Here is a 15,705-nt window from a genome sequence, read left to right as displayed (position 1 = left end):
GCGGTGTATCAGTCGACATCAGTGTTGACTGACACACCGCCATCGCGAGCAGGCTCGATCCCACAGCGGATGTGTGGTGGCCAACAGATTAATCACACGCCTTTCACAACTGCCTCACGAATCCACTCCTAGAATTCACCCATTGGCCGTCCAACGGCCCGGGAGTCGGAGATGTGGCGTTGCGCAGGTGTGCTGGGATTGTTGATGTTGATCGCGGGTTGCCAGACGACCCACGAGGATTTGATCGCCAAGGGTTATCCACCGGCGTTCGCCGATGGTTTCGATGACGGTTGCAGCAGTGGCCGGCAAGCTGCCGGGGCAATCACCGGGGAATTTCGCAAGAACGTCCCGCGTTATCTCAAGGACAAGCAGTACGCCGAAGGCTGGAGCGACGGTTTTCGCCAGTGCCAGGCCATGCGCGAAAGCGAGGATCGCGAGGACTATCGCAGCCACCACTGGGACGACCGCGACAAAGCCTGGCAGCAACAAAAGGACCAGGACGCCGCCCGTGCCTATCGCTCGCAATGAGTCGCGGACAGACATCCATCGAAACTAAAAGCCTGCAACCATGGCCCAAACCCTATAACGGGAGAAAACCATGAGTCGCGCTTTCGTCAATGAAGATAACGCCGCCGCGCAAGCCGATCAGCCGGTCGAACGGCAAGTCAGCACACAGCCCAATTACGTCACGCCCGCCGGGCTGGCGCAGCTTCAGGCGAAAGTCGCCGAAGTGCAAAACCTGCTCAATGGACAGAGTGCGAAAGGCGAACTCGCAGACAAACAGCGCCAGGCCGATCTGGAACGTGACTGGCGATATTTCAATCAACGCCTGCAAAGCGCTCAGTTAGTCGTACCGGCCTCCTCGACCGATAAAGTCCAGATTGGCGCGTGGGTAACGTTTGCCGATGAACAGGGCCACGAACAGCGTGTGCAGTTGGTGGGTGAGGATCAGGCGGATGCGGCGAGTGGGCTGATCAACTGGGGCTCGCCGCTGGGGCGGGCGTTGTTGGGCGCGCAGGTCGGGGATGAAGTGGTGTGGAAGCGGCCGGTGGGGGATTTGATGATTGAGGTGTTGAGCATAGAGATCGAGTGATCGTCAGGCCGTCATCGCTAGCAGGCTAGCTGCCACAGTGGATTTGTGCCGCTCACATATCCCCTGTGGGAGCCAGCCTGCTGGCGATGGCCGCGCCGCGGTGTCACTGAAACCCATAAAAAAACGGAGCCCCGAAGGCTCCGTTTTTTCATGCAACCCGCCCGATATCAGGCCAGTTTCTTGTGCCGTACACGATGCGGCTGGGAAGCCGCTTCGCCGAGGCGTTTCTTGCGATCGGCTTCGTACTCGGTGTAGTTACCTTCGAAGAACACCGCTTGCGAGTCGTCTTCGTAAGCCAGGATGTGCGTCGCGACGCGGTCAAGGAACCACCGATCGTGAGAGATCACAATGGCGGCGCCCGGGAAGTCCAGCAGGGCTTCTTCCAGGGAACGCAGGGTTTCAACGTCGAGGTCGTTGGACGGTTCGTCGAGCAGCAGGACGTTGCCGCCCTCTTTCAAGGTCAGGGCCAGGTGCAAGCGACCGCGCTCACCACCGGACAGGTCCTTGACGAACTTCTGCTGGTCGCCACCCTTGAAGTTGAAGCGACCGACGTAGGTGCGCGACGGGATCTCGTAGTTGCCGATGCGGATCTGATCGGAACCGTCGGAGATTTGCTGGAACACCGTCTTGCTGCCGTCCAGGTCTTCGCGGCTCTGATCGACGCACGCCAGTTGCACGGTTTCGCCGACTTCGATGCTGCCCGAATCCGGCGTTTCCTTGCCCATCAGCATGCGGAACAGGGTCGACTTACCGGCACCGTTACCGCCGATCACGCCAACGATGGCGCCTTTTGGCATGGAGAACGACAGGTTGTCGATCAACACGCGATCGCCGTAACCCTTGGAAACGTTCTTGAACTCGATAACCTTGTCACCCAGGCGCGGACCGGCCGGGATGTAGATCTCGTTGGTTTCGCTGCGCTTCTGGAATTCCTGCGACTGCATTTCTTCGAAGCGTTGCAGACGAGCCTTGGATTTGGACTGGCGGGCCTTGGCGCCTTTGCGCACCCACTCCAGTTCTTCCTTCATGGCTTTTTCGTGGGCCGACTGCTGCTTGGATTCGGCAGCCAGACGGTCGGACTTGGCTTCCAGCCAACCCGAATAGTTGCCCTCGTAAGGGATACCGGCGCCGCGGTCGAGCTCGAGGATCCAGCCGGCGACGTTGTCCAGGAAGTACCGGTCGTGCGTGATCGCGACTACGGTGCCCGGGAAGTCGTGCAGGAAGTGCTCCAGCCAGGCGACGGAATCGGCGTCCAGGTGGTTGGTCGGTTCGTCGAGCAGCAGCATGTCCGGAGCAGACAGCAGCAGGCGGCACAGGGCCACGCGACGCTTCTCACCACCGGAGAGGAATTCGATCTTGGCATCCCAGGCCGGCAGACGCAGCGCATCGGCGGCGACTTCCAGTTGGCGATCCAGGTTGTGACCGTCGCTGGCTTGCAGGATGGCTTCGAGCTTGGCCTGTTCGGCGGCCAGTTTGTCGAAGTCGGCATCTTCATCAGCGTAAGCGGCGTAGACCTCGTCCAGGCGAGCCTGGGCGTTCTTGATCACGCTGACCGCTTCCTCGACCACTTCACGAACGGTTTTAGTCGGATCCAGGATCGGTTCTTGCGGCAGGTAGCCAATGTTCAGGTCCGGCATCGGACGGGCTTCACCGTCGAACTCGGTGTCGACGCCCGCCATGATTTTCAACAGCGTGGACTTACCCGAACCGTTGAGGCCGAGCACGCCGATCTTGGCGCCGGGGAAGAAGGACAGCGAAATATTTTTCAGGATTTCCCGCTTCGGCGGAACAACTTTGCCCAGCCGATGCATGGTGAAGACGTATTGAGCCATGGAGAACCTTGGGTCAGTGACAGATGAATGATTGGAGCGCAGGCGATGCCTGGCCAGACTGTGCGCGTCGTCAGATTGATAATGTATCAATGCATGAGCGCTGAAAAAGTCTGAGTCTAGGAGCTGGAACGCTCCCGCGTAACCGGCAAAGCTACCTGAATGACAGATGGCAGTCCAGCCGGGAGGGGCTGGCACTTCGCCACAACACAAGGCATGCTAGCCGCCCTCCGGGCGTCCGGCTTATAGTGCACGTCGCGCCAGTCCAGCCAAACCGCAGGATTACAGTTTGTCCAATGTCTCTCCGCCTTCGTCCGTGAGCGCACCTCATCCTGCGACCGGCGCGCCCCTGCGCGGATCCTTGAAGGGTGCGCTGGCGATACTCGTGCTGTTGTTGCTCGCCTTGCTGTTCTGGCAGCTGCTGGATCAGCTGCGCGAAACACAGAAGCACCAGCGGCAATACACCATCGACTACACCGCCGATCTGGCCGCGCAAGTCAGCCTGAACATGGCGCTCAACGCCCAGATTGCACTGAACCTGCTACCGATCGTCGAACAACCGCAAAGTGCCGACGAACAGCAGGCGCTACTGCGCAAACTGCAACAATCGCTGCCTGACCTGCGCAGCCTGGCGCTACTCAGTCCTTCCGGCAAAGTCCTCAGTGACAGCGCCGCCGACGCCCAGGATGCCGATTACCTGGGTGAACTGGTCCGGCGCAGCCGCGCCCAGGCCCACTATTTCAGCAATGCCGACGACGGTTCAGTGGTGCATCTGCTGCTGCATCAAGCCAGCGGCAGCAGTCGTGGCTACTGGGCCCTGCGCCTGACACCGACGTTTTTCTCGTCACTGACCAAACAAAACGAAGCCGGCATCCGTCCGCTGTGGCTGGTGGAAAACCGGGTCAATCACCAGATCATCAGCCGCGATGAAGCGTCGCCTTCGGTCAAACCGAGCGCGTTATCCCCCGACGATCTGGCCAAAAGTGTGCTGACAGTGCCCCTGAGCAGCAGCGACTGGCAACTGCGCGGACTGTTCGATCGCCAGCAAGTGCTCGAACAACTGTTGCCGGCATTCATCGGCAAATGCCTGTTGGGCCTGGCCTTCTCCCTGCTGCCGTTCATCGTGTTGCTGAACATTCGCCGCCGTCAGCGCCAGTTGCATGAAGGCCGTCGCCGCTATCACGATATTTTCGAAGGCACGGGTGTTGCCCTGTGCGTACTGGACGTCTCCGGGCTCAAGACCTTCTTCGACAAAGCCCAACTGCACAGCAGCGAGCAACTCAAGGCGTGGCTCGACAGACCGGAGCAACGCCAGCAACTGCTCCAGGAACTGCGTATCACCGAGGTCAACCAGGTCGCCCTGCAACTGCTCAACGTCAACTCCTGCGCTCAGGCCTGGAAACTGTTGATTGACGGCTGCCCGCTGGACGGCACCGCCATCGGCCACCAAGTGATCGAAACGGTGTTCAACCAGCAGAGACAGCTCGAGCTGGAAATCAAACTCCAGGACCTCAATGGCCGCGACCAGCACCTGTGGCTGGTGCTGCGCCTGCCGGAAGATTACGCCGACTATAAAGCGGTGATCCTGAGCATCACCGACATTACCAGCCGTAAACTCATCGAACTGTCGCTGCTGGAACGCGAAGGGTTCTGGTCCGATGTGGTGCGCACTGTGCCGGACCACCTGTACGTGCAGGACGTGATCAGCCAGCGGATGATTTTCAGTAACCACCACCTGGGCCAGACCCTCGGTTACAACCGTACCGAGTTGCACCAGATGGGCGAGTACTTCTGGGAAATCCTCCTGCACCCCGAAGATGCCGATGACTACCACCGCTCCCGCCAGGCCCAGCGCCACGGGGGTTACACCCAATTGCTGCAGTGCCAGTTGCGGTTCCGTCATCGCGACGGCAAGTGGCGGCGTTTCGACATTCGCGAACAGGCACTGGCGCGGGACAAACACGATCAAGTCACGCGGATCATCGGCGTAGCCAAGGACATCACCGAACAGATCGAAGCCAGTGAATCCCTGCGTGACAGCGAGCAGCGCTACCGGATGCTCGCCGAAAGCATCAGCGACGTGATTTTCTCCACCGACAGCAAAATGGCACTCAATTACGTCAGCCCGTCGGTGCATGCCGTGCTGGGCTACGACGCCGAGTGGATCTTCCAGAACGGCTGGCAATCGACCATCGCCAACCCGCAGCAACTGACCGGCATTTACGGCCTGATGGATCGGGTCAGCAAAGCGCTGGATAAACCCGAGCAACTGGCGCTGCTGCGCACTCAGGTGCAGACCCAACTGTTCCTGTTCGATTGCCTGCGGGCCGACGGGCGCAAGATTCCGATCGAACTACGGCTGGTGCTGGTCTGGGACGAACACGGGGCCTTCGAAGGCGTGCTCGGCGTCGGACGCGACATCAGCCAGCAGCGCCGGGCCGAAAAAGACCTACGCATGGCGGCCACGGTTTTCGAACATTCGACGTCGGCGATCCTGATCACCGACCCGGCCGGCTACATCGTCCAGGCCAACGAAGCGTTCAGTCGCGTCAGCGGTTATGCCGTGGAGCAGGTGCTGGACCAGTTGCCAAACATGCTGACCGTCGACGAGCAGCAGGAAGCCCATCTGCGTTATGTGCTCAAACAACTGCATCAGAACAGCACCTGGGAAGGCGAAGTCTGGCTCAAGCGGCGCAACGGCGAGCATTACCCGGCCTGGGTCGGCATAACGGCGGTGCTCGACGATGAAGGTGACCTGGCCAGTTACGTGTGCTTCTTCAGCGACATCAGCGAGCGCAAGGCCAGTGAGCAGCGGATTCACCGCCTAGCCTACTACGACGCCCTGACCCACCTGCCCAACCGCACGCTGTTCCAGGACCGCCTGCACACCGCGCTGCAATCGGCCGAGCGGCAGAAGTCCTGGGTCGTGCTGATGTTCCTCGACCTCGACCGTTTCAAGCCGATCAACGACTCCCTCGGTCACGCCGCCGGCGACCGCATGCTCAAGGAAATGGCCACGCGTCTGCTCGGTTGCGTCGATGATGACGACACCGTGGCGCGCATGGGCGGCGATGAATTCACCTTGTTGCTGCAACCGCGGGCCAACCGTGAAGTCGCCTTGAACCGGGCGATCCATGTCGCCGAGCAGATCCTCGCCAGCCTGGTGAAACCGTTCGTGCTGGAAGGCCGCGAGTTCTTCGTCACCGCCAGTATCGGCATCGCGCTGAGCCCGCAGGATGGCAACGAACTCAGCCAGCTGATGAAAAACGCCGACACCGCGATGTACCACGCCAAGGAGCGCGGCAAGAACAACTTCCAGTTCTATCAGGCGGACATGAACGCCAGCGCCCTGGAGCGCCTGGAGCTGGAAAGCGACTTGCGCCATGCCCTGGAACAAGACGAATTCGTTCTGTACTACCAGCCGCAGTTCAGCGGCGACGGCAAACGCCTGACCGGCGCCGAAGCGCTGCTGCGCTGGCGTCATCCACGTCGCGGCCTGGTGCCGCCGGGGGATTTCATTCCGGTGCTCGAAGAGCTCGGGCTGGTGGTGGATGTCGGTGACTGGGTGATCAGCGAAGCCTGCCGTCAGCTCAAGACCTGGCATCAGGCCAAGGTGCGGGTGCCTAAGGTGTCGGTGAACATTTCGGCCCGGCAATTCTCCGACGGCCAACTCGGGACGCGGATTGCCACCATCCTCAAGGAGACCGGCCTGCCGCCGGCGTGCCTGGAGCTGGAGCTGACCGAAAGTATCCTGATGCGCGAAGTCAGCGAAGCGATGCAGATCCTCGCCGGATTGAAAAACCTCGGCCTGAGTATTGCGGTCGATGACTTCGGCACCGGGTATTCCTCGCTCAACTACCTCAAGCAATTCCCGATCGACGTGCTGAAAATCGACCGCACCTTCGTAGATGGCCTGCCGTCGGGTGAACAGGATGCGCAGATTGCCCGGGCGATCATTGCGATGGCACACAGCCTGAATCTGGCGGTGATCGCCGAAGGCGTGGAAACCCACGAGCAGCTCGATTTCCTGCGTGAGCATGGTTGCGATGAGGTTCAGGGGTATCTGTTCGGCCGGCCGATGCCGGCGAGCCGGTTTGAGGCGCAGTTCAGCAATGATGCGCTCTTCATGTTTGATTGATTGGAGCCAACAGCTCCAATCAATCAAACATGAAGAAAGCTGGAAGCTTCAAGTGGCAAGCTTCAAGCAGTGGCCGGTCCGCTTTTGACTTGCCGCTTGAGGCTTACAGCCAGAAGCTGAATTCCTTTCGTCTGCGACATGATGTCCTTTCATATGCCATCTAAAAGCGGTTGAGTTAGAATGCCCCCCTTTTCTGCCCCGATCCTTGAGGACCGCCATGTTCAGCCGTGATTTGACTATTGCCAAGTACGACGCCGATCTTTTTGCCGCCATGGAGCAAGAAGCTCAGCGCCAGGAAGAACACATCGAGCTGATCGCTTCGGAAAACTACACCAGCCCAGCGGTGATGGAAGCTCAAGGCTCGGTACTGACCAACAAGTACGCCGAAGGCTACCCGGGCAAGCGCTACTACGGTGGTTGCGAGTTCGTCGACGTGGTTGAGCAACTGGCCATCGACCGCGCCAAAGAACTGTTCGGCGCCGATTACGCCAACGTTCAGCCACACGCCGGTTCCCAAGCCAACAGCGCCGTGTACCTGGCACTGCTGCAAGCGGGCGACACCATCCTGGGCATGAGCCTGGCCCACGGCGGTCACCTGACCCACGGCGCCAGCGTTTCCTCCTCCGGCAAGCTGTACAACGCCGTTCAATACGGCATCGACGCCAACGGCCTGATCGACTACGACGAAGTCGAGCGTCTGGCGGTTGAGCACAAGCCAAAAATGATCGTGGCCGGTTTCTCTGCCTACTCGCAGATCCTCGACTTCCCGCGTTTCCGCGAAATCGCTGACAAAGTCGGTGCCTACCTGTTCGTCGACATGGCCCACGTGGCCGGTCTGGTCGCCGCTGGCGTCTACCCGAACCCGGTTCCGTTCGCTGACGTCGTGACCACCACCACGCACAAGACCCTGCGCGGTCCACGTGGCGGCCTGATCCTGGCTCGCGCCAACGCCGACATCGAGAAGAAGCTGAACTCCGCGGTATTCCCGGGCGCCCAGGGTGGCCCGCTGGAGCACGTGATCGCCGCCAAAGCGATCTGCTTCAAGGAAGCGCTGCAGCCTGAATTCAAGGCCTACCAGGAGCAAGTAGTGAAGAACGCCCAGGCCATGGCCGAAGTGTTCATCGAACGTGGTTTCGATGTGGTTTCCGGCGGGACCAAGAACCACCTGTTCCTGCTGTCGCTGATCAAGCAGGAAATCTCCGGTAAAGACGCCGACGCCGCTCTGGGCAAAGCGTTCATCACCGTGAACAAGAACTCCGTGCCAAACGACCCACGCTCCCCGTTCGTCACCTCCGGCCTGCGCTTCGGTACTCCGGCTGTGACCACTCGCGGCTTCAAGGAAGCAGAGTGCAAAGAACTGGCCGGCTGGATCTGCGACATCCTGGCTGACCTGAACAACGAAGCGGTGATCGACGCCGTTCGTGAGAAGGTCAAGGCCATCTGCAAGAAGCTGCCGGTGTACGGCGCTTAATTGCGGCGCTAAACCGCAGCCATAAAAAACCGGCCACGTGATGGCCGGTTTTTTTTCGCCCTGGATTTGTAGGAGCCGGCACCACTGGTCAGACCGGTCATGCCAATTATGCAATTTCCGCTTGCGATCACCCAAAAACAGCGCCTAGACTGCGCCTGCACTGGACATACCGGTAAGACCACAATAATTAAGTCCTGAATCTGATGCGCCCACTCAAGCGCACGGCAGCCAGGACACCGACCAGGATTCCTCCCATGCTCAGATGGTGCTCGCGTTCAATCTTCCTCCAAGTGGTTCTCGGACTGGTGCTCGGCATCGTCTGCGGGCTGACCCTTCCTGAATACTCCGCCCAGCTCAAACCGCTCGGCGATGGCTTCATCAAACTGATCAAGATGCTCATCGGCTTGATTGTGTTTTGCGTAGTGGTCAGCGGTATCAGCGGTGCCGGCGACTTGAAGAAGGTCGGACGCATCGGCCTGAAATCGGTGATCTACTTCGAAATCCTGACCACCATAGCCCTGGTGATTGGTCTGGTGTTCGCATTCACCACCGGCATCGGCAGCGGCGCGAACATTCATCTGGATCAGCTTTCCGCTGCCGACATGGGCGACATCGCCCAGCGCGGCCAGCACATGCAAACCACCTCCCAGTTCTTGATGAACCTGATCCCCACCTCGGTCATCGGCGCCTTCGCGGAGAACAACATCCTGCAAGTCCTGCTGTTTTCAGTGCTGTTCGGCAGTGCGCTGAACCTGGTGGGCGAAGCAGCGTCGGGTATTTCCCGGCTGATCAATGAGCTGAGCCACGTGATCTTCCGCATCATGGGCATGATCGTGCGCCTGGCGCCGATCGGCGTGTTCGGCGCCATCGCCTTCACCACCAGCAAATATGGCCTGGATTCCCTGCAACACCTGGGCAGCCTGGTCGGCCTGTTTTACCTGACCTGCGTGGCGTTTGTGACATTGATTCTCGGCCTGGTGATGCGCCTTTCGGGCCTGAAGATGTGGCCGTTGCTCAAGTACCTGCGCGAAGAACTGCTGATCGTCATGGGCACCGCTTCGTCCGACGCCGTGCTGCCACAAATCATGCGCAAGCTTGAGCACCTGGGCATCGGCAGTTCGACGGTGGGGTTGGTGATTCCGACGGGTTACTCGTTCAACCTCGACGGGTTCTCGATCTACCTGACCCTCGCCATCGTCTTCATCGCCAACGCCACCGGCACGCCGCTAGCCATGACCGACTTGCTGACGATTCTGCTGGTCTCGCTGATCACCTCAAAAGGGGCCCACGGGATTCCCGGTTCGGCGCTGGTGATTCTGGCAGCGACACTCACGGCGATCCCGGCGATTCCGGTGGTCGGCCTGGTATTGGTGCTCGCGGTGGACTGGTTCATGGGCATCGGCCGGGCGCTGACCAACCTGATCGGCAACTGCGTCGCCACCGTGGCCATCGCCCGCTGGGAGAAGGACATCGATATTCAACGGGCGAACAAAGTGCTTTCCGGCCAGGTGGGGTATACCTTCCAGCCGAGAAAACCCGTCGCCCCGGCACATCAGCAGGAATTCTGAATAAACGCCGTGCCTGTCTTCGGGCAGGCACGGTCAACAACCGTTTTGGATGCTCATGGAGCGAACAGTGATTACCTCGTCGACCGTTGTGAACTCAGTCGTAGAAAAACTCCGGGCCGCTTTGGCCCGTGGTCAGTGGCGCTCCGGCGAAATGCTGCCTGGGCAGCGTGAGCTGGCCGAACAACTGGGCATCAGCCGCCCGAGCCTGCGTGAAGCGGTGATCGTGCTGGAAACCCTTGGCCTGGTGCGCTCGATGCCCGGCAAAGGCGTGGTGGTGCTGGACGCCCATCTCAGCGACAGCCAAAGCCACGACAGCGCGGTCGCCGGCGCCAGCCTGGAAGATGTCTTGCAACTGCGCTACACCCTCGAGCCGTTCATCGTCGGCCTGGTCGCGCAGTCGATCAGCAGCAAGGAGGTCGGGCAACTGCGCCTGACCTTGATGGACATGCGCGAAGCGCTGGAGGCTAACGACAGCGAGGCCGGTGTGAACGCCTACATCGCGTTCCACGAAGAACTGTTCACGCTGACCTCGAACCCGATTTTCCAGAGCGTGGTGCAGCAGACCAGCAATGCCCTCAAGCAAAGCGCCGAGGTGCTGCGCAACTCCCCCGAGCATCTGGCTGAGCGCCTTGAGGAGAACGAAGCCGTGGTGCGCGCGATTCGCAGCAAAAACAGCGCCCAGGCCAGTGCCGAGATGCGCCGGCACATCCTGCGGGAAGGCCAGCGGATGGGCATAGAACTGAATATTCCAGACGACAACTTCGGCAGTTAAAACTTCTTCGAACCGGAGACAGGCCATGAACAGCTTCGCTTCACCGCAAACACTCACTGCCCTGCCCCTTCCACCGCGGGCGGAAGATCTCTATTCGCGGATCTTCGACGCCATTCTCGAACAGCGCCTCAATGCGTCCAGCCGCTTTACCGAAGAAAGCCTGGCGCGGATGTTCAGCGTTCGACGCAGTGACATTCGTGGCGTGCTGACGCGTCTGTCTCATCAGCAAATCATCGTCCTTCGGGCGAACCATCGGCCCCGCGTTGCCACGCTCGATGCAGAACAGACTCGGCAGACGCTGCATGCCCGACGATTGACCGAGACCACCTTGGTGCGGCTGGCCTGCCGACAACCTCGTGCGCAACCCTTGAACCGCCTGCATGCCCTGCTTGAACGCGAACGCCACTGTACAGAGCGCGGCCCGGCGATCCGGTTGTCTGGGGAGTTTCATTTGCTGTTGGCGGAAATGGCGGGAAATGCACCATTGGCGCATTTTCTTGGCAGCCTGGTGCCGCTGACTTCATTGGCGATTGCGCAGTTTGATGCGCAGATGGAGGCCCCTTGCGCGTGGCATAAGGACATTATCAATGCCCTGGAGCGTGGTGATGCGTTGACTGCCGAGGCTTTGCTAAACCGCCACCTCGATATTCTTGAACAGATGTTGCTAGATCCGGTACCCATCCCTGGCAAAAATCGTGTTGCCGGTTAGATCGCCTTCACGGGCAAGCCTCGCGCCTACAAGGGCTACGCAGAACCTGTAGGAACGAGGCTTGCCCGCGAAGGCGTCATCACCGATGAACACACTCTTTCAATCCGCCGCCACCCGCGCAAACCCCTCACGGATTTTCTCTTCCGGCAAATCATCGGCAATGAACACGATCACGCTTTCGCGCGCCTCGTCCTCTGCCCATTCGGTGTCCCAGTCGAATCCGTAAAGCTTCAACACGCCCTGAAACACCATGCGCCGCGGCTCGCCCACAATGCTCAATACACCTTTGTAGCGCAGCAATTGCTTGCCATGGTCTTCCAGCAGCTCGTTCATGAACTCGCTGAGCTTGTCGATATCCAGCGGCTTGTCGGTGCGCAGCACCAGGCTGGAGATCCGGTCGATGGAGGGCGCCTTGGTCACCGGACGCAGGCTGACGCCGCCGAGGTCGGCATTCAGGTTGAAACCGCGCACGTCGAGCAATTCGGCCAGGTCGATCTTGCCGTGTTCGACCACTCGAATCGGCGCGCGACGGTTGATGCGGGTCAGGCGCTCGCTCAACGCGGTAAACGTCGCTTCGTCCACCAGATCGCGCTTGCTCACCAGCAAGCGGTCGGCAAAACCGATTTGCGCCTGGGCGATGGTTTGCGTCAGGTGAGTGTCGGCGTGCGCCGCGTCTACCAGGGTGATGATGCCGTCGAGGATGTAACGCTCGCGCAGCTCTTCATCGATGAAAAAGGTTTGCGCCACTGGCGCCGGGTCGGCCAGGCCGGTGCATTCGATCACCAGACGGTCAAAGGCAATTTCGCCGCTGTCCAGGCGTTCGAGCAGCAGGTACAAGGCCTTGGTCAGGTCGGTGTGGATGGTGCAGCAGACGCAGCCGTTGGACAGCGTCATCACTTGCACCGGTTCATCGCCCAACAGCTGGGTGTCGATACCGGCGTCACTGAATTCGTTCTCGATCACCGCGATTTTCAGGCCGTGCTCGGCTTTGAGCAGGTGGCGCAGCAGCGTGGTTTTACCGGCGCCGAGGAAGCCGCTGAGGATGGTTACCGGGATGGGAGAGGACAACTGGAATCTCCTGTTTCACAAAATTAAAAAGCAACACAAAACAAGTGTGGGAGCTAGCCTGCCAGCGATGGCGGACTGTCAATCAACAGTGATGTTGAATGTTCAGCCGCCATCGCTAGCAGGCTAGCTCCCACAAGGATTGCTGTTAACCCGACAACCGGGTCAACAGCACTTCGGCCCACCCTTGCCACCGTAACGAGCCTCTTGGCGTTCCCGGAAGAACATCTCGTAGCTCATCATCGGTTTGTCCGGGTGTTTGGTTTGCATATGCTCGACGTAGTTGTCGTAGTCGGGCATGCCGACCATCAGGCGCGCGGCCTGACCGAGGTATTTACCGAGGCGACTCAGGTCATTGAACATGGTGCAATCCTCGATTACGCATCTGGCACCGCCTGGAACGGTGCTTCTTTATCCGTGCGTCCTTTGCTGCCCCAGGCGGAGATACCGACCTTGAGCGCATAGAACAGGATGCTGAAGACCACGAACAGGAACAGCGCCGTCAGCGTTGCGTTGGTGTAAGCGTTGAAGATCACGTGCTGCATCTGAGTGATGTCCTTGGCCGGGGCGAGGATCTGACCGTTGGCCAGCGCATCGCTGTATTTTTTCGCCAGCGACAGGAAGCCGATCGCCGGGTTGGCGTCGAACAGCTTGATGAAACCGGCGGTGGTGGTGCAGATCAGCAGCCACACGGCTGGCAGCATGGTCACCCAGACGTAACGTTGGCGTTTCATTTTGATCAGCACAACGGTGCCGAGCATCAGCGCGATACCGGCCAGCATCTGGTTGGAGATACCGAACAACGGCCACAAGGTGTTGATGCCGCCCAGTGGATCGATGACGCCCTGGTACAACAACCAGCCCCACATCGCCACACAACCAGCGGTCGCGATCAGGTTGGCGGTCCAGGACTCGGTGCGTTTCAGCGCCGGCACGAAGGAACCGAGCAAATCCTGCAGCATGAAACGCCCGGCACGGGTGCCGGCATCAACAGCCGTCAGGATGAACAGCGCTTCAAACAGAATCGCGAAGTGATACCAGAACGCCATGGTGTTTTCACCCGGCAGGACACTGTGCAGGATCTGCGCGATACCGACCGCCAGGGTCGGCGCACCGCCGGCACGGGCCAGGATCGTGGTTTCACCGATGTCCTTGGCCACCGCTTGCAGCGCTTCCGGGGTGATTGCAAAGCCCCAGCTGCTGACGGTTTGGGCCACGGTCACCACATCGCCGCCGACGACTGCCGCCGGGCTGTTCATGGCGAAATACACACCTGGCTCGATCACCGAAGCCGCCACCATCGCCATGATGGCGACGAAGGATTCCATCAGCATGCCGCCGTAACCGATGTAACGGGCGTTGACTTCGTTATCCAGCAATTTCGGCGTGGTGCCGGAGGAGATCAGCGCGTGAAAACCCGAGACCGCGCCACAGGCGATGGTAATAAACAGGAACGGAAACAGACCGCCCTTCCACACAGGGCCAGTACCGTCGATGAACTGGGTCAGCGCCGGCATCTTCAGCTCAGGCATGGTGATCAGGATGCCGATCGCCAAGGCCACGATGGTGCCGATTTTCAGGAAGGTCGAGAGGTAGTCGCGCGGCGCCAGAATCAGCCAGACCGGCAGCGAGGCGGCTACAAAACCATAACCGACCAGCATCCACGTAATCTGTACGCCAGTGAAGGTAAAGGCTTTGGCCCAGACCGGATCGGCGGCAATCTGCCCACCGAGCCAGATCGAGCCCAGCAGCAACAGCACCCCGACCACGGAGATTTCGCCAATGCGGCCCGGGCGGATGTAGCGCATGTAAATGCCCATGAACATCGCGATCGGGATGGTCGCCATCACCGTGAATATGCCCCAAGGACTTTCGGCCAGAGCTTTCACGACAATCAATGCCAGCACCGCGAGGATGATGATCATGATCAGGAAGCAGCCGAACAGCGCAATGGTCCCGGGGATGCGGCCCATTTCTTCACGGACCATGTCGCCCAAGGAACGGCCGTTGCGGCGAGTGGACATGAACAGGACCATAAAGTCCTGAACCGCACCGGCCAGGACCACGCCGGCAATCAGCCACAGCGTACCGGGCAAATAGCCCATCTGTGCAGCCAATACCGGACCGACCAGCGGCCCCGCGCCAGCGATGGCGGCGAAGTGGTGACCAAAAAGAATGTGTTTGTTGGTGGGGACGTAGTCCAGACCATCATTGTTGAGCACGGCGGGGGTGGCCCGTCGCGGGTCGAGTTGCATCACATTGTTGGCGATGAACAGACTGTAGTAACGGTAGGCAACCAGATAAATGGCCACGGCTGCGACCACAATCCACAAGGCGTTGATCGCCTCGCCTCGACGCAATGCCACGACACCAAGGGCGCACGCTCCCACGATTGCCAGCAGCAGCCAGGGTAGATGGCGTAGCAGGCTATTATTATTTTTCATTTTATGATTCCAGCCAGGGTGGACAAGAAAGACAGCCACCCCGAGTTTAGCTCGCCTGACGGCAAAGGCCATACCCCGACATTGGTCTAGAGGACTGTCCTCACTGGCAGGCTTTGACCGTGGCGGTCTATAGTCAGCGAACATCAAGAGGATTGCGCCATGAGTGAGCTCCCCGCCGATCGCCGCCGCTTCAAACGTATTGCGTTCGATGCCAGAACAGAGCTGAGCCAGGGAGAGTTCATCTGGCCGGTAAAGTTGATCGACCTGTCACTCAAGGGACTGCTGATCGAGAAGCCCGAGCCGTGGCTGGGTAATCCGAACTGGCATTTCCTGGTGGATATTCATCTTAACGAAGACGTCGAGATCAAGATGGATGTGATGTTGACCCACGATGATCATGGTCAACTCGGGTTCGTCTGCAAACACATCAGCCTGGAATCGATTGAACGCCTGCGGCGGTTGATCGAGTTCAACGTGGGGGATCCCAAGGAACTGGAGCGCGAATTGGGCGCGCTCATAGAAGTCTGAAGGCTCAACACTGATCCAATGTGAAGCGAGCCTGCTCGCGATAGCGGAATGCCAGTCGACATAAATGTTGAATGTCAGATCGCTATCG

The 15,705-nt window shown here is 59.7% G+C and carries 12 protein-coding genes; 8 read left to right on the top strand and 4 right to left on the bottom strand.

Features of this window, described 5'->3' with window-relative positions:
- Nucleotides 1–171 precede the first annotated feature (171 nt).
- Nucleotides 172–528 (top strand): hypothetical protein, encoded by a 357-nt coding sequence (locus QMX98_RS23595; protein WP_010467512.1) that lies wholly within the window; start codon nt 172–174, stop codon nt 526–528.
- 70 nt (nt 529–598) lie between these two features.
- Nucleotides 599–1,093 (top strand): GreA/GreB family elongation factor, encoded by a 495-nt coding sequence (locus tag QMX98_RS23590; protein WP_077749398.1) that lies wholly within the window; start codon nt 599–601, stop codon nt 1,091–1,093.
- Nucleotides 1,094–1,260: 167 nt separating this feature from the next.
- On the opposite strand, the gene ettA is transcribed toward QMX98_RS23590, so the two are convergent.
- On the bottom strand, nt 1,261–2,925 hold the full coding sequence (gene ettA, locus QMX98_RS23585; RefSeq protein WP_282411459.1) for an energy-dependent translational throttle protein EttA: 1,665 nt from the start codon (nt 2,923–2,925) through the stop codon (nt 1,261–1,263).
- Nucleotides 2,926–3,211: 286 nt separating this feature from the next.
- On the opposite strand from ettA, the gene QMX98_RS23580 reads away from it, so the two are divergent.
- From QMX98_RS23580 to QMX98_RS23560, 5 genes are all read left to right on the top strand, one after another.
- The gene (locus QMX98_RS23580) at nt 3,212–7,060 is read left to right on the top strand and encodes a bifunctional diguanylate cyclase/phosphodiesterase (protein ID WP_221107430.1); all 3,849 of its coding nucleotides are present in this window, start codon (nt 3,212–3,214) and stop codon (nt 7,058–7,060) included.
- Nucleotides 7,061–7,277: 217 nt separating this feature from the next.
- Nucleotides 7,278–8,531: a serine hydroxymethyltransferase gene (gene glyA / locus QMX98_RS23575; protein WP_010467504.1), complete on the top strand. Its 1,254-nt coding sequence runs from the start codon at nt 7,278–7,280 to the stop codon at nt 8,529–8,531.
- Between the two features lie 254 nt (nt 8,532–8,785).
- Nucleotides 8,786–10,099, top strand: a complete 1,314-nt coding sequence (locus QMX98_RS23570; RefSeq protein ID WP_010467502.1) for a C4-dicarboxylate transporter DctA — start codon at nt 8,786–8,788, stop codon at nt 10,097–10,099.
- Between the two features lie 67 nt (nt 10,100–10,166).
- Nucleotides 10,167–10,871, top strand: a complete 705-nt coding sequence (locus QMX98_RS23565; RefSeq protein ID WP_010467500.1) for a FadR/GntR family transcriptional regulator — start codon at nt 10,167–10,169, stop codon at nt 10,869–10,871.
- Between the two features lie 25 nt (nt 10,872–10,896).
- Nucleotides 10,897–11,580 carry a GntR family transcriptional regulator gene (locus tag QMX98_RS23560; protein ID WP_200667052.1) on the top strand — a complete coding sequence of 228 codons (684 nt, stop codon included), beginning with the start codon at nt 10,897–10,899 and terminating at the stop codon, nt 11,578–11,580.
- Between the two features lie 99 nt (nt 11,581–11,679).
- On the opposite strand, the gene yjiA is transcribed toward QMX98_RS23560, so the two are convergent.
- The 3 genes from yjiA to QMX98_RS23545 all read right to left on the bottom strand — a co-directional run bounded on the left by yjiA (nt 11,680) and on the right by QMX98_RS23545 (nt 15,089).
- Complete coding sequence (gene yjiA / locus QMX98_RS23555; protein ID WP_282411458.1) at nt 11,680–12,648, bottom strand: GTPase; 969 nt, start codon at nt 12,646–12,648, stop codon at nt 11,680–11,682.
- Nucleotides 12,649–12,810: 162 nt separating this feature from the next.
- Nucleotides 12,811–13,008: a YbdD/YjiX family protein gene (locus QMX98_RS23550; protein WP_010467494.1), complete on the bottom strand. Its 198-nt coding sequence runs from the start codon at nt 13,006–13,008 to the stop codon at nt 12,811–12,813.
- A 14-nt stretch (nt 13,009–13,022) separates the two neighbouring features.
- On the bottom strand, nt 13,023–15,089 hold the full coding sequence (locus tag QMX98_RS23545) for a carbon starvation CstA family protein (protein WP_169858201.1): 2,067 nt from the start codon (nt 15,087–15,089) through the stop codon (nt 13,023–13,025).
- Nucleotides 15,090–15,248: 159 nt separating this feature from the next.
- On the opposite strand from QMX98_RS23545, the gene QMX98_RS23540 reads away from it, so the two are divergent.
- Complete coding sequence (locus tag QMX98_RS23540) at nt 15,249–15,617, top strand: PilZ domain-containing protein (protein ID WP_077749405.1); 369 nt, start codon at nt 15,249–15,251, stop codon at nt 15,615–15,617.
- Nucleotides 15,618–15,705 lie beyond the last annotated feature (88 nt).

Source organism: Pseudomonas sp. PS02303 (assembly GCF_029959925.1).
GTDB lineage: Bacteria > Pseudomonadota > Gammaproteobacteria > Pseudomonadales > Pseudomonadaceae > Aquipseudomonas > Aquipseudomonas mandelii.
This window is presented reverse-complemented; position numbering and strand designations above follow the sequence as displayed.

Bases quoted from the DNA above. Each gene is read 5' to 3' on its own strand.
- ettA (WP_282411459.1), bottom strand. From the start codon at position 2,925: ATGGCTCAATACGTCTTCACCATGCATCGGCTGGGCAAAGTTGTTCCG.
- QMX98_RS23545 (WP_169858201.1), bottom strand. From the start codon at position 15,089: ATGAAAAATAATAATAGCCTGCTACGCCATCTACCCTGGCTGCTGCTG.
- QMX98_RS23550 (WP_010467494.1), bottom strand. From the start codon at position 13,008: ATGTTCAATGACCTGAGTCGCCTCGGTAAATACCTCGGTCAGGCCGCG.
- QMX98_RS23560 (WP_200667052.1), top strand. From the start codon at position 10,897: ATGAACAGCTTCGCTTCACCGCAAACACTCACTGCCCTGCCCCTTCCA.
- glyA (WP_010467504.1), top strand. From the start codon at position 7,278: ATGTTCAGCCGTGATTTGACTATTGCCAAGTACGACGCCGATCTTTTT.
- QMX98_RS23595 (WP_010467512.1), top strand. From the start codon at position 172: ATGTGGCGTTGCGCAGGTGTGCTGGGATTGTTGATGTTGATCGCGGGT.
- QMX98_RS23540 (WP_077749405.1), top strand. From the start codon at position 15,249: ATGAGTGAGCTCCCCGCCGATCGCCGCCGCTTCAAACGTATTGCGTTC.
- QMX98_RS23570 (WP_010467502.1), top strand. From the start codon at position 8,786: ATGCTCAGATGGTGCTCGCGTTCAATCTTCCTCCAAGTGGTTCTCGGA.
- QMX98_RS23590 (WP_077749398.1), top strand. From the start codon at position 599: ATGAGTCGCGCTTTCGTCAATGAAGATAACGCCGCCGCGCAAGCCGAT.